The following is a 16,997-nucleotide window of genomic DNA, read 5'->3' as shown; positions in this document are numbered from 1 at the left end:
CGTCAGGAGACGGTCAGCGACCCCGTGCCCGCGGGCACCAGCTCGACCCACGTGGTGCCGGGGGCCAGGCGGGCGGGCGACCCGTCGGGCATCAGCAGGCGCAGCGGCGCGTCGGCGGCGGTCTTCTCCCAGGTCACCGCGACGGTCTTGCCGCCGGTCGCGAGGGTGGCCTCGCCGGAGCCGACGAGCTCGTAGGTGGGCACGGGCGCGCCGCCCTGGGCGCCGAACCCGGAGTCGGGGTGCCCGGCGACGACGGAGACCACGTTGACGGCGGAGATCCGCTGCCCGCTCGCGACCGTCGCCGGGGTCGACCCCTCGGCGCGCAGCCACGTGCCGCTGGCACCGTCCCACGTCCACGTCGGGCTCGACGCGCCCGACAGCCGGAAGGCCAGCGTCGACGCGGGCGACCCGTCGGTCGCGGCGGTCGCGCGCTCGGCCGTCCGGGCGAACGCGAACTGCTCGGGCGGCGCCGTGCGGCCGGCCTCGGCGGCGTCCCACCAGGTCTGGGGGGTCCCGTAGACGTTGTGCGGGGCGGAGCGGGAGCTGATCCGGTACAGGCCGGGCGCGCCCGCGTCGTGCGAGACGACCTGGACGCCGGACTGCGCGACGAGGTCGAGGATGCCGGGCTGGCCGCCCGAGAACACGAGCAGGCCGCCCAGGGGGCTGACGACGAGCGGGTCCATGGGCCGCACGGACCGGACGGGGCCGACCTCCTCGGGCACCTGGGAGTGGAAGACGGCGATGAACCGGGAGACCTCGAACTCGACGATGGTCTCCCAGACGACGTCGGCCTGGTCGAGGCCCGACTGCGGGCGGGCCGACGACGTGTTCTCGATCTTCACGGCGATCGCGGGGCGCGGGTCGGGCTCCCCGGCGACGCCCGTCAGCGGCCAGGTCGGGGGCACCTCGGGCGCGGGCACCGCCCCCTTGGCCGGCTCGATCGTCGGGGCCTGGGTGACGACGGTGACGTCCGGCGTCGTCGGGGACCCGCACGCGGCGAGCGCCAGGGCCGCGCCCACCGCCAGCAGCAGTCCGTGGCGGGTCGCCGCCCGGTGGGCGCGCCGGGGCCGCTCGGCCCGAGCCGTCGGTGCCATCTCGTCTCCTGATCCCTCCCCCGCCGCGGACCCCCCGTCCGTGGCCGGCGCCCCACGAGGACCGGGGCAGCCGCGGGCCACTCTACGACCGCGGGCCGTGCGGCAGGGCGCACCCGGGACGACCGGGCGCGCCGGGCGACCTAGGCTGTGCGGGTGGACCGGCCCCTGCGCGACGTCCCCGCGCGCGCGGGGGACCTGCTCGACGCGCTGCCCGCCGCGCTCGACGGCACCGGTCCCGCGCTGCGCGCGCTCGACCCGGACGTCCCGCGCGGGCACGAGGCGCCGCGCGGGGTGCCCTACGGCACGGCGCTGGTCGTGCGGACCTCGGGCTCGACGGGGCGGTCGCGCGACGTGCTGCTCGGCGCCGACGCGCTGCGGGCGTCCGCCGCCGCCACGGCCGCGCGCCTGGGCGGCCCGGGGCGGTGGCTGCTGGCGCTGCCCGTGCACCACGTCGCGGGGCTCCAGGTGCTGGTGCGCGCGCTGCTCGCCGGCCACGCGCCGCACGTGCTGGGCGCCGGACCCTTCCGCGCGGAGGGTTTCCGCGCGGCGGTCGACGGCCTCGGCACGGACCTGCCGCGGTACACGTCGCTCGTGCCGACCCAGCTCGTCCGGGTCCTCGACGACGACGCGGCCACGGCGGCGGCCCGGACCTTCGACGCGATCCTCGTCGGCGGGGCCGCCACGTCGCCGACCCTGCTGGCGCGGGCCCGGGCGGCCGGGGTGCGGGTCGTCACCACGTACGGCATGACGGAGACGTGCGGCGGGTGCGTGTACGACGGCGTCGCGCTGGACGGCGTGCAGGTCGACGTCGACGCCGAGCAGCGCGTGAGCCTGACCGGTCCGGTCCTGGCGACCGGGTACCTCGGGCGCCCCGACCTGGACGCGACCACGTTCGTGACGCAGCGGGGCGCGCGCTGGCTGCGCACCTCCGACCGCGGGCGCGTCGTGGACGGTCGCCTGCAGGTCCTCGGCCGCCTCGACGACGTGCTCGTCTCCGGCGGCGTCAAGGTCGACCCGCAGGCCGTCGAGGCGGTCGTAGCCGCCCACCCGGGCGTGCGCGAGGTGTGCGTCGTGGGCGTGCCCGACCAGCACTGGGGGCAGTGCGTGGTCGCCGTCGTCGTGACGTCGGACGGTGCAGCCCCGCCGCTGCAGGACCTGCGCACGTCCGTGGCCGCGGCCCTCGGCCCGGCGAGCGCGCCCCGGCAGGTGGTCGTGGTCGACGCGCTGCCGCTGCGCGGCCCCGGCAAGCCGGACCGCCGCGCCGTCGCGCGCCTCGCCGTCGAGCAGCAGGCCCAGGCCCCGCCCGCCTGACCCGACGCCCCGCCCGTGCGGGACCGTCCCGTCCGTCCTCCCGGCCGTGCGCCGGGCCCCCCGAGCCCAGGAGCACCATGGCCAGCACCACCGAGTGGGTCGCCGGCGCACGTCCGCGCACCCTGCCCGCCGCCGTCGCCCCCGTCCTGGTCGGCACGGGCGCCGCCGCGCAGGTGGGCGCCGAGCACGTCGGCCGCGCGCTCCTCGCCGCAGGTGTCGCGCTCGCGCTGCAGGTGGGCGTCAACTACGCGAACGACTACTCCGACGGGGTGCGGGGCACCGACCTGGACCGTGTCGGGCCGATGCGTCTGACCGCGTCGGGGGCGGCCCGCCCGGCGCAGGTGCGCACCGCCGCGTTCGCCGCGTTCGGGGTGGCGGGGCTGCTCGGGCTGGGCCTGGTCGCCCTGTCCGGGTCGTGGTGGCTGCTCGCCGTGGGCGCGCTCGCCGTCGTGGCCGCGTGGACCTACACGGGCGGGAGGCGCCCGTACGGGTACCTCGGCCTCGGCGAGGTCGGCGTGTTCGTGTTCTTCGGGCTCGTGGCCGTGCTGGGCACCACGTGGACGCAGGCCGGCGAGCTGCCGTGGACCGCGTGGGTCGGGGCGGTGGCCGTCGGGCTCCTGGCGTGCGCGCTGCTCATGGTGAACAACGTGCGCGACGTGCCCACCGACGCGGTGGTCGGCAAGCGGACGCTCGCGGTGCGGCTGGGCGAGCGCCGCGCCCGCCGGGTGTTCGCGGCCATGGTCGTGCTGCCGGTGCTGCTCGGCGCGGCGTGCGCGGTGGTCGCCCCGTGGTCGCTGCTGGTGCTGCTGCTGCTCGCCCCCTCGGTGGTGCTGGCCGTGGTGGTGCTGCTCGGTGCCCGCGGGCTGGCCCTCGTGCCGGTGCTCGCGGGTGTGGGTGCGCTCGAGCTGGCGTTCGGGGTGCTGCTGGGGCTGGGCCTGGCACTCTGACCGACGCCGCGCTCTGACCGACGCCGACCCGTCGCGCGGGCGGGGCGTCAGCCGCGCGCGGGCGGGGGGTCCGGGACGGCCGACGGCGGGTCGGGGACCACGCCGACGTCGGAGGCGCGCGGGTCGGCGCCCGGCGTGGCCGCGGACCGGGCGGCCTCGTCGGCCGCGTCCTCGGCGTCCGCGTCCTGCGCCGCACCGCCGCGCAGGACGGCGCGCCCGCCGGCCGCGGCACGCTCGGCGGCCCGGTCCGCGAGGTAGCGGGCCGCGGCGTCGCGGGGCCGCTGCAGCAGCACGTACGACAGCGCCCAGGCGAGGAACGCCCCGACCACGGGGGCCAGCCACGAGCGCATCCCGGCGGCCCAGAGCACACCGGTGGTGACGAGGAGGAGGAGCAGCCGGAGCGCGGACCAGACGACGACGGGCACGCCCCCAGGGTAGGCGCTGCGCGGCGGCGCCCGGTCGTGCCCCGACCGGGGGCGCCTGCCGCGGCCGGGACGCCGACCGCCGACTACCCTGGGGACGATGAGGAATCTGCTGTTCCTGCTCCTGCTGGCGTTCGTCGTCTACTGCGTCGTCGACGTCACCCGCAGCGACGAGGACGAACGGCTCGGCGCCCCGCACCTCGCGTGGATCGCCCTGGTGCTGCTCGTCCCGGTGGTCGGCGGGGTCGTCTGGCTGGTCGTGTCGCGGAACAGGCGCGCCGGGCGGGGCGGGCGGGGCGCACCGCCGCGGCCCGTGGCCCCCGACGACGACCCGGACTTCCTGTGGCGCCTGGAGCAGGAGCGGCGCCGTCAGCAGCGCGACGCGACGGACGACAACCCCACGACGTGACGCGCCCCGCGCCGCGGACGGCGGCGGAGGCGGGTCACCGGCCCGGGCGGGTCACAGGCCCGAGTACGAGTGCTTCCCGTCGACGAACAGGTTGATGACGGTGAAGTTGGCCAGCACCACCGCGTACCCGGCGTAGACCAGGTAGGCGGCGCGGCGCCCGTTCCAGCCGCGCGTGGTGCGGGCGTGCAGGTACGCGGCGTACACGACCCACGCGACGAAGGAGCCGACCTCCTTGGGGTCCCAGCCCCAGTAGCGGCCCCACGCGTGCTCGGCCCAGATGGCCCCGCCGATGAGGGTGAACGTCCACAGGACGAAGCCGATCGCGTGCAGGCGGAAGGACAGGGCCTCGAGGCGGCGGGCGTCGGGCACCTGCTCGAGCCACGCGAACGCCGGTCCCGTGACGCGCCAGCGCGCCAGCGGCCGGCGCAGGCCGTCCATGCGGCGCCAGGGCCGCGCGACGTGCGAGCGTCCCTCGGCGCGCGAGGAGGAGAGCACCTGGAGCACCGACGTGGCGAACCCGACCGTGAAGACGCCGGTCGCGGTGATCGCGACACCCACGTGCAGGATCAGCCAGTAGCTCTGCAGCGCGGGCTGCACGGCGTCGGCCTGGACGTGGAACACGACGAGCGCCAGGGCCAGCCCCAGCACGGCGATGCCCATGACGACCACGGAGACGAACGCGATCACCCGCCGGCGCTGCAGCACGGTGAGCGTGGTGACCGCGACGAGCACGCCGACGATCGCGAACTCGTACATGTTCGCGGTGGGCCACCGCCCCGCGGCCAGCCCGCGCGTCACGACGCCCGCGAGCAGGAGGAGGATCCCCAGGGGCGTGGTGCTCAGCGCGATGCCCCGGGCCCGGGACGGACCATCGGCAGCCGCCGGCGCGGCGACCGGACGGTCCTCGACCGGTGCGCCCGCGCCGACGAGCTCGCGGCTGCGGTCGCGGACCTGCTGCGCGGCCTCGGCGACGCGGCCGAGCTCCAGGGTCCAGGCGACGAGCGCGACGGTGAAGGCCGTGGTGGCGCCCCACACGAGCAGGTCGCTCACCTCGGCGAGGGAGATCTGGTCCATCACGGGCCTCCGGGTCGTCCGTCCGCGACGGGCCCCGCGCTCGTGCCGGCGGCCCGTTCGTGCGCGCCGTCGGACCCGTCCCCCAGCACGGCGGCGAGGACGCGGTCCAGCTCGGTCACGAGGCCGACGTCGTCGCCGCGCGCGAGCCCTGCGGCGGTGATCACTGTACCCGCGGCAGGACCTTGGTCCCGGCCCGGTGCGAGCGGTGCCGGGCCGGCCCGCAGCCACAGGCGTCGCCGCGGCGCGAACAGCGACGCACCGAGGCCGGCGAACGCGAGGAGGGAGAAGACGAGCACCCACGTCAGCGCGGGGTCGTGCCGCAGGTCGAGCGCGACGAACCGGGGCAGCTCCTCGAACGTCAGGGTGCCCTGGCCGTCGGGCAGGTCGACGGTCTCGCCGGGGCGGACCTCGAGGGTCACGGGCGTGCCGTCGGCCTCCAGGGCCTGCTCCATGCGGGACTCGTCGAGCTGGTAGACGTTCTGCGGCACGCCGGTGTCGAGGCCGAGGTTGCCCGACCAGACGGACAGGACGAGCAGCGGGTCGGCCGGCTGCGGGTCGACCGACTGCCAGAACCCGGGCATCCACTCCTGCGCGGTCGGCAGCAGGAAGCCCACGAGCCCGATCTGGTCCTGACCGCCGGACACGTCGGGGACCTTGATGACGCCGCGGGAGGTGTACACGTCGTCCTGCGGCAGGAACGGCACCGCGCCGGCGAACGCGACCTCGCCCGCCGCGTCGCGCACCGTCACCTGGGGCGCGTACCCGTTGCCCTGCAGGTAGACCTTGGCGCCGCCGGCCGTGAGCGGGTGGTTGACGCGGATCGTCTCGGCGGTCGGCTCCTGCCCGGGCTCGGTGAGGGTGACGAACGCGGTGAAGTCGCGCGACTGGAGGGTCTCGGGGTCGAACTCGGCGTCGAACTCGTCGAGCCGCAGCGTGAACGGCACGAGGTCGGCGGGGTCGAAGGCGGTGCCGCGCTCGAACGTGTCGTAGTCGACCTGCGCGTTGGCGAACCCGCGGCCCTGCACGACGATCGCCTGCCCGCGGTAGTGCAGCATCTGCCCGGTCGCGACCGCCACGAGCAGGCCGACGAGGGCGAGGTGGAACAGCAGGTTGCCGGTCTCGCGCAGGTACCCGCGCTCGGCGGCCACGGCCCACGTGCCGTCACCCTCGTCGTGCACGTCGACGCGGTACGCGGGCGCCAGCGGCAGCACGCGCCACCGGCGGCGCAGCAGCGCCGCGGCACGCTCGGCGACCTCGCGCGGCGCGTCCGGGGAGGTGCCGCCGCCCTGGGCGGGGAACCGGCCGAACCGACGGGGCGGGCGCGGCGGACGGGCGCGCAGGGCGCCCAGGTGCACACGGGTGCGCGGCAGGATGCAGCCGACGAGGGAGACGAACAGCAGCAGGTAGATCGCGGAGAACCACACCGACGCGTAGACGTCGAAGAAGCCGAGGCGGTCGAGCCACGGCCCGGTGGTCGCGTGCTCCTCGAGGTAGTCGGCGACGGCCGCCGGGTCCTGCGGGCGCTGCGGGAACACGGTGCCGGGCACGGCCGCGACGGCCAGCAGCATGAGCAGCAGCAGGGCGACGCGCATGCTCGTCAGCTGCCGCCACACCCAGCGCAGCCAGCCGACGGCCCCGAGCGCGGGCAGCGCCGGGGGGCCGGCGTCCGGCGCGGCGCCGCGCCCGGGGCCTGGGTCGGGGCGCTGGTCGGGCTGCTGCGCACGGTCGTCGCTGAACGCGTCGTCGAGGCCCTCGGGCCGGTAGGTCACCACGGGGGCCTCACAGGACGGGGACGAAGGGCTCGGACCCCGTGAGCAGCCCCTGCAGCCAGGCGGCCCACGTGGTCCAGACGCCGGTGACGAGCGCGAGGCCGAGCACGACGAGCATCGCCCCGCCGACCCGCATGACGGCGACGCGGTGCCGGCTGAGCACCGCCAGCGCCCGGCGCGACCCGGTCAGGCCGAGCGCGACGAGCAGGAACGGCAGCCCGAGCCCGACGCAGAACGCCACGGCCAGCAGGGCTCCCCGGCCGGCCGACCCGCCGGTCAACGAGAGGGTGAGGATCGCGGCGAGCGTGGGGCCGATGCAGGGCGTCCAGCCGATGCCGAACGCGACCCCGAGGACGGGCGCGCCCCACAGGCCGGCCCGGGGCGCGACGTGCGGGCGCACGTCGACCTGCAGGAACCGGAACGCGCCGACGAACGTCAGGCCGAGCAGCACGACGAGCACGCCGAGCACCCGCCCGACCGTGTCCTGCCACTGCCACAGCGCCGCGCCGAGCGAGCCGGCGAGCGCGCCGTAGGCGACGAACACGACGGTGAACCCGGCGACGAACAGCCCGACCCCGGCGAGCGTGCGGCCACGACCGGCGGCCCGGGGCGCCGGGGCCGCGTGCGGCAGCGGGACGGCGTCGCCCGCGACCGCGTCGGGGCCGGGGGCCGGGGGGGCTCCCGTCGCCGCCGCGGTCCCGCCGACCGTGGCGGCTCCCGCCCGGCGGGGGTCCAGGCGCACGACGCCGGTGGCGTCGGGCAGCCCGAGGACGGTGCGCGGGCCGGACGCGCCGCCCAGCGTCCCGCCGAGCAGCCCGAGGTACCCCGGCACGAGGGGCAGCACGCAGGGGGACGCGAACGAGACCAGGCCGGCGAGCACCGCGACGGGGACGGCGAGCAGGAGGGAGCCGCCGACGACCGTCGGTGCGAGGTCGGCGGCGAGGATCACGCGTCGTCCCCGGTCGGCGCGACGCCTGCCGGGGCGTCGTCGGCCGGCGCGCCCTCGGCGAGCAGGTCGTCGACGAGCGCGCGCAGCGTCGAGGCGTCGGCGAGCCCCAGCACGCGGGCGGCCACGCGGCCCTCGCGGTCGAGCAGGATCGTGGTCGGCACGGCGCTGACGGGCACGACGCCCTGGAGCGCGGCGACGGCGCTGCCGTCGGAGTCGTCGAGGCTCGGGTAGGGCACGGCGAACTCGCGCTGGAACGCCTGCGCGGCGCCGGCGGCGTCGCGGCTGTTGATGCCGAGCACCTGGAGCCCGTCGTCGGCGTAGTCCTCGGCGATCTCGACGAGGTCGGGCGCCTCGGCGCGGCACGGGGGGCAGGCCGCGTACCAGGTGTTGAGCAGCACGACGTCGCCGCGGGCGTCCGCGAGGTCGTGGTCGAGCCCCTCGTAGTCGGTCCCGGCCAGGGCGACGGGGTCCGTGCGCTCGTCGACGGACCACGTGGTGGTCGAGCCGTCGCCGGACTCGTAGCCCTGGTCGACGACGTCGTCGGCCCCCCCGTCGTCGGTCGAGCACGCGCCCAGCACGAGCACGGCCGCCAGGGCGAGGGCGGCGGCGCGGGCGGGACGTCGGGCCACGGTCAGGCCCCCGGCACCGGCGACGCGCCGGGCAGCAGGGCCGCGGCGGGCTCGGAGTAGCCGACGCCGACGAGCCGGTCGCCGTCGTAGCGCAACGAGGTCAGCGACGCGAGCGAGCACTGCCGGCGGCGGGGGTCGTGCCACAGGCGGCGGCCCTCGAGCGCGAGCCGGGTCACCCAGATCGGCAGCTGGTGGGAGACCAGGACGACCTCGTGGCCGAGGGCGGCGGCCCGGGCGGCGTCGACGGCGGCGAGCACGCGCTCGACCTGCGCCGTGTACGCCTCGCCCCAGGAGGGCCGGAACGGGTTGCGCAGGTGCGGCCAGTGCTCGGGGTGGCGCAGCGAGCCGTCGCCGACGCCGAACGTCATGCCCTGGAAGTGGTTCTCGGCCTCGATGATGCGCTCGTCGGTGGTGATCTCCACGCCGAAGGCCCGGGCGATCGGCGCAGCGGTCTCCTGCGCGCGCTGCAGCGGCGAGGCGACCACGGCGACGACGTCCCGGCGGGGCGCGCCCTCCTCGCCCGCGAGGGTGCGGGCGACGAGCTCGGCCATGGCCTGCCCCCGTTCGGACAGCCGGTACCCGGGGAGTCGGCCGTAGAGCAGACCCTCGGGGTTGTGGACCTCGCCGTGACGCAGCAGGTGGACCGTGGTGGCGACCATGCCCCTAGTCTCGCAAACCCGGACCGGTGCCCCGACCGCTGCCGTCCCGGGCCGCCTCAGGCCGCGCTGCCGCCCGCGGCCTCGGCGGCGTCGTCGTCCGCGGCGCGGGCCGCGTCGCACGCGGGCGAGCGCAGGTGGGCGACCACGGTCTGCATGGCGGCGCCCAGGGCGGCGAGCTGGTCGGCGTCGAGGGCGTCGACCAGGTGGGCGCGCACCGAGCGGACGTGGCCCGGTGCTGCCGCGACGAGGGTGGCCCAGCCCTGCTCGGTCATCACGCAGTTGACGCCGCGCGCGTCGCAGGTGGCGCGCTCGCGGCGGACCAGCCCGGCGCGCTCCATGCGGGCGACGGTGTGGGTGAGGCGGCTGCGGGAGTGGGCGAGGTCGCCCGCGAGGTCGGACATCCGCAGGGTGCGGTCGGGCGCCTCGGAGAGACGGACGAGGAGCTCGTACTCCCCCAGCGAGAGGCCGGACTGCTCGTCGAGCTCCCGCCCGAGGGCGTCGAGGAGGAGCGCGGTGCCGTCGCGGAAGGCGCGCCAGTCGCGCTGCTGGTCCTCGGTCAGCCAGCGCACGGGCTGCTCGTCGTGGGGCGCCGCGTCGCGCGGTGCTGCTGCTGCCGGCTCGGTCGCCGGCGTGCTCGTCGTCACATCACTCTCCCGGGGTTGCACCTGCCCGACCAGTGTAGTAGAAAAGTCAACCAACGGGTCGTTGAAGATTCACACACGGCCCGACCCAGACATGCGGAGGAACCATGAGCACCACGACCCTGCCCGCCGGCCTCGTCCCCGGTACGTGGGCCATCGACGCGTCGCACTCCGAGGCGTCGTTCACGGTCCGGCACGCCGGCATCTCGAAGGTCCGCGGCACCGTCACCATCACCGACGGCACGCTGACGGTCGGCGAGGACCTGTCGACCACCTCGGTGACGGCCACGCTCGACCCGGCCAGCATCTCCACCGGCGACGCCAACCGCGACGGCCACCTCAAGTCGGCCGACTTCTTCGACGTCGAGCAGTTCGGCGCCTGGTCGTTCACCTCGACCGCGGTGCGCCCCGACGGCGACGCGTACGTCATCGTCGGCGACCTGACGATCCACGGCGTCACGAAGTCCGTCGAGCTCGAGACGGTGTTCAACGGCACCGCCGTCGACCCGTTCGGCAACACGCGTGCCGGCTTCGAGGCCACGCTGACCATCTCCCGCAAGGAGTTCGGCCTCACCTGGAACGCGGCCCTCGAGGCCGGCGGCGTCCTCGTGGCCGACAAGGTCCGCATCGACCTCGACGTCTCGGCGATCAAGCAGGCCTGAGCCTCCGCCAGGCCCGACCCGCAGGGGCGCGACCGCACCGGTCGCGCCCCTGCGGCGCACCCGGGCCCGGCTGCGCTCATGCGCCGTCCGCGGAGCGCCGCCGGTCGTGGAACGCCAGGATCTGCAGCTCCGACGCCAGGTCCACCGCACGCACGTCGACGTGCGGCGGCACCCGCAGCGCGCACGGCGCGAAGTTCAGCACCCCGACGACGCCGGCGTCGACGAGCGTGTCGCACACCTCCTGCGCGACGGCGGCCGGTGTCGCGAGCACCGCGATCGTCGCCCCCGACGAGGCCACCACGCGCGCGAGGTCGGCCACCGGGTGCACCGGCAGCCCCGCGACGACCGTCCCGACGACGCCCGGGTCCGCGTCGACCAGGGCCACCAGCGCGAACCCGCGCGCGGCGAAGCCCGCATACCCCGCGAGCGCGTGCCCGAGGTTGCCGACCCCGACGAGCACGACGCGGCGCTCGCTGCTCAGCCCCAGCGCGACGGCGACCTGCTCGCGCAGGTGCGCCACGTCGTAGCCGACGCCGCGCCGACCGTACGAGCCGAGGAACGACAGGTCCTTGCGCAGCTGGGCGGGCGAGACGCCGGCCTGCGCGGCCAGGCCGTCCGAGGACGTCAGGGTGGACCCGCCGGCGGCGAGCGCCTCGAGGGCCCGCAGGTACCCGGGCAGCCGCGCCACCGTCGCGGGCGGCACCGCCCGTCGCTGCGGCACCGTCGGCTCCCGTTCCACGTCGCACCCCCACGTCCTCCCGTCGGCCCTGACGGGAGGGTCCCACGCTAGGACGTGCGCACGCCCCGCACGAGGGCCCGGACGACCCGTTCCTCGTCGATCTGCCAGTACCCCTGCCGCACGCCGTCGACCTCGACCACGGGGACGAGCTCGCCCATCAGCGCCCGCAGGTCCCGCCCGGCGGGGTCCGGGGCGTCGACGTCGACCTCGGCCCACCTCGCCCCCGCCCGGGCGCAGGCGCGGACCACCACGGCACGCGCCTCGTCGCACAGGTGGCAGCCGGCGCGGCCGTACAGCACGACCCGGGGTGCGGTCCCGTCCTCGATCACGTGCCCACGCTAGCGCCGGGCGCTCACGTCGGGGCAGGTCGGGCCAGGGTCCACCCGCGGCACGGGTGCCCCGGCGGGTCCCGTGCTCGTTAGAGTGGCCCGGTGCACGCGGCGGACGGGACGACCTCACCCTCCGGCCGGACGGACGACGCCGCAGGCCCCGACGGGACGCCAGGTCATGGCGGGCCCGGCGGCACGCCGGGGGTCGCCGCCCCGCCGGTCGCGGGCCCACCCGTCGATCCCGGTGCCGCCTCTGCGGAGGGCACCGTGGCCGCCTTCTTCGACGTCGACAACACGATCATCCGCGGCGCGTCCTCGTTCCACCTCGCGGTCGGGCTGTACCGGCGGGGCTTCTTCCGCAAGCGCGACCTGGTCGTGTTCGCGTGGCAGCAGGCCCGGTACCTCGCGTTCGGGGAGAACCGGCAGCAGATCGACGAGGTCCGCTCCCGGGCGCTGGAGATCATGCGGGGGCACTCCGTCGCCGAGGTCACGGCGATCGCGGAGGACGTGTACGACGAGGTGCTGAGCCTGCGGATCTTCCCGGGCACGCGCGAGCTGCTGGACGCCCACCTCGCCGCGGGGCACGCGGTCTGGCTGGTCACCGCGACGCCGATGGAGATCGGCACGCTGATCGCCCGCCGCCTGGGCACCACCGGCGCGCTGGGGACGCTGGCCGAGCACGACGAGGGCTTCTACACCGGCCGCCTCGTCGGCGACCTCCTGCACGGCGAGGCGAAGGCGGCCGCGGTGCGGGCCCTGGCGCAGCGCGAGGGGTACGACCTGGCGCGGTGCCACGCGTACGGGGACTCGACGAACGACGTCGCGATCCTGTCGACCGTGGGCCACCCGTGCGCGATCAACCCGGACCGGCGGCTGCGCCGGCACGCGGCGGAGGTCGGGTGGCCGGTGCGGGAGTTCCGCTCGCGGCGCCGGCACGCACGCCAGGGGGTGAACGCCGCGAGCCTCGCGGGCCTGGCGTGGGTCGCGGCGGTCGTGGCGCGGTCGGTGCGGCGGCGCCTGCGCGGCGACTGAGGCGGCGCCTGCGCGGCGACTGACCCGGCCGTGACGGCGGGGCCGGACCGCACGCCCCGCCGTCACGGCCGGGTCAGCGCGCGGCCTCCTGCTCCTCGCGCGTCGTGGCGACGGGCCAGCCGTCCTCGTCCCACGCGAGCTCACGGATCGCGAGGCGGAAGTCGCCCCCCTCGGCCGCGTCGTAGTAGTGGAACGCGAGGTAACCGCGCGAGTACGACTGCCCGCCGGGCCCGACCATGTCGCCCGTCGTGGCCAGAAGGGACAGGCCGCCGTCGGCGGTGAGCTCGGCCCCCTCGTGGTCGACGTACGGCCCGGTGACCTCCCGCGAGCGCCCGACGGCCATGCTGTACGTCGACTCCGTCCCCTGGCAGCAGGAGTCGCGGGAGAAGAACAGGTAGTACCACCCGTCGCGGTGCACGAGGTACGGCGCCTCGATCGCGTTGGGCGCCCCGATCCGGCTGGCGATCTGCACGGGCTCGGCGTCGGGGTCGGCGAGCAGGCCCGACGGCCAGGTGAGCTCGACGAGCTGGATCCCGCCCCAGAACGACCCGAACGCCATCCAGGGCGTCCCGTCGGCGTCCTCGACCACGCCGGCGTCGATCGCGTTGAACGCGTCCTCGCCCGGGACGGACGCGACGACCTGCCCCTGGTCCTGCCAGCCGTACGCGGGGTCGTCGGGGTCGAGCGTGGGGCTGGTCATCAGGCCGATGAGCGAGCGGTTCGACCCGAACGTGGACGCCGCGTAGTACAGGTACCAGGTGCCGTCGTGCTCGACGACCTCGGGCGCCCAGAAGTTCTCGACGCCGGGCACCTGCTCGTAGACCCACGCGGGGCGGGACGCGGCGTCCCACACGGTGCCGAACTCCTCCCAGGTGCGGCCCTCGTCCGTCGACCGGCGCACCTGCGGGGCGCCGAGCCCCACCCGCACGTCCCCGGTGGAGAAGACGTACCAGGGCTCGCCGGGGTCGCCCACGACGAGCGCAGGGTCGTGCGTGCGCAGGTCGCCCTCGAGCTCGAGCGCCGTCGCCGCCGGCGCGGGGTCGGGACGCAGGAGGACCACGCCGGTCACGGCGAGCGCGACGGCGACGAGGGCCGCGACGACCGCGGGGACGAGGCGGCGGGGGGCGCGCCGCGCGCGGGCCGGCACCCGGGCCGCGTCGGCGGACGCGTCGTCCGACGTGACGTCGGCGGCGCTCATGCGGGCGTCAGCGCGACCCAGCGCACGCCGTGCGCGGGGACGTCGAGGTCGAGCACCGGCGTCGGGCGCCCGGGCGGGGTGCGCGGCGGGTCGAGCGGCTGCCCGGTCCACAGGTCGCGCGCGCGCCAGGTGCCGGCGGCGGCGTCCACCGAGCCGAGCGGCAGCGCGAGCGCCACCTGCGCGGACCGGGGCTCCTCGCCGGTCCAGAACACGGCGAGGTAGCGGGTGGCGTCGACGTCGCTGCGCGCGGACCAGACCACGAGCTCGCCGTCCGCGTCGGGGGCGGGCTCGCGCAGGACCTCGCGCCCGTCGGTGCCGGTGCGCAGCACGTGCCCGACCGCGGGGGTGGTGAGCAGCGCGATCGTCGCCGGGTTGCTGGTGGGCAGGTCGCCGCCCATCATGAGCGGCGAGCGGGCCATCACCCACAGCGTGAGCAGCGTGCGCTGCTCGTCGGGCGTGAGCCGGCTGTGCCGGTCCTCGCCGCGCTCGGCGCGGATGCCGATCCGTCCGAGCGGGAGCATGTCGGCGTCGGCCCAGCCGCCCGGACGCTGCAGGGGCGCCCACCGGGCCAGCCGGGCGAAGCTCGCGTGCACGTCCTCCCAGCGGTCCCACAGGTCGTCGCAGACCCGCCACATCGTGGCGTGCTCGCGCAGCAGGCCGACCTCGTGCGTCGAGACGTGCGTGCCCGGCGACAGGGACAGCACCATGGGCCGGCCCGAGCGGGCGATCGCCGTGGACCAGCCGACGAGGGCGTCGACGTGCAGCGGCGCGAGGATGTCGTCGACCTTGACGTAGTCGACGCCCCAGCCCGCGAGCATCGCGACGAGACCGTCGAGGTACGCCTGACCGGCCGGGTGGTCGTGGTCGAGGCCGACGTTGTGGGGGTTCCACGCGCACGGCGACGTCGGGTCGGCGGCGTCGCGGGCGGTCCAGGCGGTGCCCTCGACGGGCAGGTCGGCGGCGACCGCCCGGCGCGGGATCCCCCGCAGCACGTGCACGCCGAACCGCAGGCCGAGGGCGTGCACCTGCGCCGCGAGCGCGGTGAACCCGTGCCCGTCGGCGGCGGACGGGAAGCGGTCGGGCGCGGGCTGCGGCCGACCGGAGGCGTCGAGCACCAGGGGCGCGTCGTCGTTGTAGCCGTGGGTGCGCGGCGCGGGGTCGGACCAGTCGATGTCGACGACCACGGTGTCCCAGCCGTGCGGCAGGAGGTGCTCGGCCATGAACCGGGCGTTGGCGAGCACCTCGGCCTCGGTGACGGTCGTGCCGTAGCAGTCCCAGCTGTTCCACCCCATGGGCGGTGTGGCGGCGAGCATGCGGGCCCCTTCGCGCGTCTGTACATCGTTGTAAGACGGCCAGCGTGCCGCCTTCCCGGGCCTGCCGTCAAACCGCACGGGCCGGACGGTCCCGGCACCCGGCCCCGGCCGCGGGGCACCATGGGGAGCGGCGCACGCCGAGGCGCGGACGGGTGCGAGCACTCTCCGTGACCAGGTCGTGACCGGACCGCGCTTGACCGGGGACGGGCGGGCGTGCCATCTTGTGCAACGTTGTAGTTCAACGTTGTAGACGTTGACGACAGGTCAATGACGACCGCCAGGAGCGGGTGCGGCGCGCAGGGGCGTCGCGCACCGGGCACCGGAGCCCGCACCACGGCACGTATGCGACCTGACCGACCCAGGACTCGGGAGGCAGGCAGATGAAGAGGACCAGGCTCGCCGCCGGCGCGCTGTGCGTGGCGATGGCCGGTGCACTCACCCTGACCGCGTGCAGCGGCGACAGCGGTGACGACGGCACGAAGACGCTCACGTTCATGTTCCGCGGCGGACCGGACGAGAAGGCCGCCTACGAGGCGGCCATCGACCGGTACACCGAGGCGACGGGCGTCGAGGTGGAGATGATCGTCACCGACGCCGACCAGTACGCCACGAAGCTGCAGGCCGCCGTGGCCGGCAACAACGTGCCCGACGTGTTCTACATCGAGCAGGCCACGCTCCAGTCGTACGTGTCGTCCGGCATCCTCATGGACATCACCGACGAGGTGGCCGAGTCGGGTGTGGACCTCGACAACATCTGGCAGTACGGCGTCGACTCGTACCGCTTCGACGGCACGGTCCAGGGCACGCCCGACGGCGCCCTGTACGGCCTGCCCAAGGACGTCGGTCCGTTCTCCTTCGGGTACAACAAGACGATGCTCGAGGAGGCAGGGATCGCGCTGCCCGACCCCGACGAGCCGCTGACGTGGGAGGAGTTCGTCGAGATCTGCAAGACCCTCACGACGGACACCGACGGCGACGGCGCGGTCGACCAGTGGGGCACCGGCCTCAACGTGCAGTGGAACCTGCAGTCGATGGTCTGGAGCAACGGCGGCGACTGGACCAACGCCGACCACACCCAGGTCACCGTCGACACCCCGGAGTTCGCCGAGGCGCTGCAGAAGTTCGCCGACCTCACCAACGTCGACCAGGTCACGCCGTCGGCCTCCGACGCGGCCACGCTCGACACGTACCAGCGCTGGATGGCGGGCGAGATCGGGTTCTTCCCGGTCGGCCCCTGGGACGTCAGCGTCTACAACGACCTCGACTTCGAGTACGACCTCATCCCCTGGCCCACCGTCGGCGACGCCGGCTCGGCCACGTGGCTCGGCTCGCTGGGCATCGGCGTCTCCGCCATGACCGAGCACCCGCAGGAGGCCGTGAACCTGGTGACGTACCTGTCGGCCGACGCGGAGGCGCAGCAGACGCTGGTCGACGCGAACATCCAGATCCCCAACCTGATCGACGTCGCCGAGGAGTGGGCCGCCGCGGAGGACGCCGAGCCGGCGAACCGCCAGGAGTTCCTCGACATCGCGCAGGACTACGGCCGGGCCATGCCCGCCGCGTTCACCTACGGCGCCGAGTGGTACGACGAGCTCTGGACCAACATCCAGCCGGTCCTCGACGGTGAGCAGACCGCCGAGGACTACCTCGCCGAGACGCAGCCGAAGATGCAGGCGCTGCTCGACGAGTCGCTCGCCAACGCCGAGATGGCCGCAGGCGGCTGATCCGCACCGCCCGTGCGCCCCTCCCCTCGGGGCGCACGGGCACCGGGGCCGCACCCGCGCGGGTGCGGCCCCGGCCCCCGGACCTGCCCCAGCCGA

The 16,997-nt window shown here is 76.0% G+C and carries 18 protein-coding genes; 6 read left to right on the top strand and 12 right to left on the bottom strand.

What is annotated here, in order from left to right:
- Nucleotides 1-2 precede the first annotated feature (2 nt).
- Complete coding sequence (locus FBY24_RS11860) at nucleotides 3-1,094, bottom strand: DUF3048 domain-containing protein (RefSeq protein WP_142160829.1); 1,092 nt, start codon at nucleotides 1,092-1,094, stop codon at nucleotides 3-5.
- 153 nt (nucleotides 1,095-1,247) lie between these two features.
- On the opposite strand from FBY24_RS11860, the gene menE reads away from it, so the two are divergent.
- Both menE and FBY24_RS11850 read left to right on the top strand, forming a co-directional pair.
- Nucleotides 1,248-2,405, top strand: a complete 1,158-nt coding sequence (gene menE / locus FBY24_RS11855; protein WP_142160827.1) for an o-succinylbenzoate--CoA ligase — start codon at nucleotides 1,248-1,250, stop codon at nucleotides 2,403-2,405.
- A gap of 77 nt (nucleotides 2,406-2,482) precedes the next feature.
- On the top strand, nucleotides 2,483-3,352 hold the full coding sequence (locus FBY24_RS11850) for a 1,4-dihydroxy-2-naphthoate polyprenyltransferase (protein WP_142160825.1): 870 nt from the start codon (nucleotides 2,483-2,485) through the stop codon (nucleotides 3,350-3,352).
- A gap of 47 nt (nucleotides 3,353-3,399) precedes the next feature.
- Here the strand turns inward: FBY24_RS11850 and FBY24_RS11845 are convergent, their stop codons facing one another.
- Nucleotides 3,400-3,777, bottom strand: coding sequence for a DUF4229 domain-containing protein (locus FBY24_RS11845; RefSeq protein WP_142160823.1), 378 nt, complete (start codon nucleotides 3,775-3,777; stop codon nucleotides 3,400-3,402).
- A 97-nt stretch (nucleotides 3,778-3,874) separates the two neighbouring features.
- Between FBY24_RS11845 and FBY24_RS11840 the strand changes: the two genes are divergently transcribed.
- Nucleotides 3,875-4,183 carry a PLDc N-terminal domain-containing protein gene (locus tag FBY24_RS11840; RefSeq protein ID WP_142160821.1) on the top strand — a complete coding sequence of 103 codons (309 nt, stop codon included), beginning with the start codon at nucleotides 3,875-3,877 and terminating at the stop codon, nucleotides 4,181-4,183.
- 51 nt (nucleotides 4,184-4,234) lie between these two features.
- Here FBY24_RS11840 and ccsB read toward each other — a convergent pair whose 3' ends face one another.
- The 6 genes from ccsB to FBY24_RS11810 are packed head-to-tail and all read right to left on the bottom strand — an operon-like array spanning nucleotide 4,235 to nucleotide 9,907.
- Nucleotides 4,235-5,248, bottom strand: coding sequence for a c-type cytochrome biogenesis protein CcsB (gene ccsB, locus FBY24_RS11835; protein ID WP_142163484.1), 1,014 nt, complete (start codon nucleotides 5,246-5,248; stop codon nucleotides 4,235-4,237).
- An 8-nt stretch (nucleotides 5,249-5,256) separates the two neighbouring features.
- On the bottom strand, nucleotides 5,257-7,029 hold the full coding sequence (locus FBY24_RS11830; protein ID WP_142160819.1) for a cytochrome c biogenesis protein ResB: 1,773 nt from the start codon (nucleotides 7,027-7,029) through the stop codon (nucleotides 5,257-5,259).
- Between the two features lie 7 nt (nucleotides 7,030-7,036).
- The gene (locus tag FBY24_RS11825; RefSeq protein WP_142160817.1) at nucleotides 7,037-7,975 is read right to left on the bottom strand and encodes a cytochrome c biogenesis CcdA family protein; all 939 of its coding nucleotides are present in this window, start codon (nucleotides 7,973-7,975) and stop codon (nucleotides 7,037-7,039) included.
- Nucleotides 7,972-8,610, bottom strand: a complete 639-nt coding sequence (locus FBY24_RS11820) for a TlpA family protein disulfide reductase (protein WP_370511028.1) — start codon at nucleotides 8,608-8,610, stop codon at nucleotides 7,972-7,974. Before FBY24_RS11820 ends, FBY24_RS11825 begins: the two co-directional genes overlap by 4 nt.
- The gene (locus tag FBY24_RS11815; protein WP_142160815.1) at nucleotides 8,607-9,263 is read right to left on the bottom strand and encodes a histidine phosphatase family protein; all 657 of its coding nucleotides are present in this window, start codon (nucleotides 9,261-9,263) and stop codon (nucleotides 8,607-8,609) included. Before FBY24_RS11815 ends, FBY24_RS11820 begins: the two co-directional genes overlap by 4 nt.
- A gap of 56 nt (nucleotides 9,264-9,319) precedes the next feature.
- The gene (locus FBY24_RS11810; RefSeq protein WP_174243489.1) at nucleotides 9,320-9,907 is read right to left on the bottom strand and encodes a MarR family winged helix-turn-helix transcriptional regulator; all 588 of its coding nucleotides are present in this window, start codon (nucleotides 9,905-9,907) and stop codon (nucleotides 9,320-9,322) included.
- Nucleotides 9,908-10,011: 104 nt separating this feature from the next.
- On the opposite strand from FBY24_RS11810, the gene FBY24_RS11805 reads away from it, so the two are divergent.
- On the top strand, nucleotides 10,012-10,566 hold the full coding sequence (locus FBY24_RS11805; RefSeq protein ID WP_140457377.1) for a YceI family protein: 555 nt from the start codon (nucleotides 10,012-10,014) through the stop codon (nucleotides 10,564-10,566).
- Nucleotides 10,567-10,642: 76 nt separating this feature from the next.
- Here FBY24_RS11805 and FBY24_RS11800 read toward each other — a convergent pair whose 3' ends face one another.
- Together FBY24_RS11800 and FBY24_RS11795 are read right to left on the bottom strand one after the other, a co-directional pair.
- A complete protein-coding gene (locus tag FBY24_RS11800) occupies nucleotides 10,643-11,305 on the bottom strand; it encodes a redox-sensing transcriptional repressor Rex (RefSeq protein ID WP_142160811.1) in 663 nt (220 codons plus the stop codon).
- 47 nt (nucleotides 11,306-11,352) lie between these two features.
- Nucleotides 11,353-11,634, bottom strand: coding sequence for a glutaredoxin family protein (locus tag FBY24_RS11795; RefSeq protein WP_142160809.1), 282 nt, complete (start codon nucleotides 11,632-11,634; stop codon nucleotides 11,353-11,355).
- Between the two features lie 267 nt (nucleotides 11,635-11,901).
- On the opposite strand from FBY24_RS11795, the gene FBY24_RS11790 reads away from it, so the two are divergent.
- On the top strand, nucleotides 11,902-12,666 hold the full coding sequence (locus FBY24_RS11790; protein WP_142160807.1) for an HAD family phosphatase: 765 nt from the start codon (nucleotides 11,902-11,904) through the stop codon (nucleotides 12,664-12,666).
- A 73-nt stretch (nucleotides 12,667-12,739) separates the two neighbouring features.
- Here FBY24_RS11790 and FBY24_RS11785 read toward each other — a convergent pair whose 3' ends face one another.
- Both FBY24_RS11785 and FBY24_RS11780 read right to left on the bottom strand, forming a co-directional pair.
- Nucleotides 12,740-13,864: an arabinan endo-1,5-alpha-L-arabinosidase gene (locus tag FBY24_RS11785; protein ID WP_142160805.1), complete on the bottom strand. Its 1,125-nt coding sequence runs from the start codon at nucleotides 13,862-13,864 to the stop codon at nucleotides 12,740-12,742.
- Nucleotides 13,861-15,177 carry an alpha-galactosidase gene (locus FBY24_RS11780; RefSeq protein ID WP_222117244.1) on the bottom strand — a complete coding sequence of 439 codons (1,317 nt, stop codon included), beginning with the start codon at nucleotides 15,175-15,177 and terminating at the stop codon, nucleotides 13,861-13,863. Before FBY24_RS11780 ends, FBY24_RS11785 begins: the two co-directional genes overlap by 4 nt.
- Nucleotides 15,178-15,557: 380 nt before the next feature.
- On the opposite strand from FBY24_RS11780, the gene FBY24_RS11775 reads away from it, so the two are divergent.
- Nucleotides 15,558-16,901, top strand: a complete 1,344-nt coding sequence (locus FBY24_RS11775; RefSeq protein ID WP_142160803.1) for a sugar ABC transporter substrate-binding protein — start codon at nucleotides 15,558-15,560, stop codon at nucleotides 16,899-16,901.
- The last annotated feature ends 96 nt before the right edge of the window (nucleotides 16,902-16,997 follow it).

Source organism: Cellulomonas sp. SLBN-39, assembly GCF_006715865.1.
Taxonomy (GTDB): domain Bacteria; phylum Actinomycetota; class Actinomycetes; order Actinomycetales; family Cellulomonadaceae; genus Cellulomonas.
Note: the sequence above shows the minus strand (reverse complement) of the source record. Positions and strands in the feature narration are given on the sequence as shown.

Coding starts and splice junctions, on each gene's coding strand:
- FBY24_RS11860 (WP_142160829.1), bottom strand. CDS start 1,094: ATGGCACCGACGGCTCGGGCCGAGCGGCCCCGGCGCGCCCACCGGGCG.
- FBY24_RS11850 (WP_142160825.1), top strand. CDS start 2,483: ATGGCCAGCACCACCGAGTGGGTCGCCGGCGCACGTCCGCGCACCCTG.
- FBY24_RS11840 (WP_142160821.1), top strand. CDS start 3,875: ATGAGGAATCTGCTGTTCCTGCTCCTGCTGGCGTTCGTCGTCTACTGC.
- FBY24_RS11815 (WP_142160815.1), bottom strand. CDS start 9,263: ATGGTCGCCACCACGGTCCACCTGCTGCGTCACGGCGAGGTCCACAAC.
- FBY24_RS11805 (WP_140457377.1), top strand. CDS start 10,012: ATGAGCACCACGACCCTGCCCGCCGGCCTCGTCCCCGGTACGTGGGCC.
- FBY24_RS11785 (WP_142160805.1), bottom strand. CDS start 13,864: ATGAGCGCCGCCGACGTCACGTCGGACGACGCGTCCGCCGACGCGGCC.
- FBY24_RS11780 (WP_222117244.1), bottom strand. CDS start 15,177: ATGCTCGCCGCCACACCGCCCATGGGGTGGAACAGCTGGGACTGCTAC.
- FBY24_RS11775 (WP_142160803.1), top strand. CDS start 15,558: ATGAAGAGGACCAGGCTCGCCGCCGGCGCGCTGTGCGTGGCGATGGCC.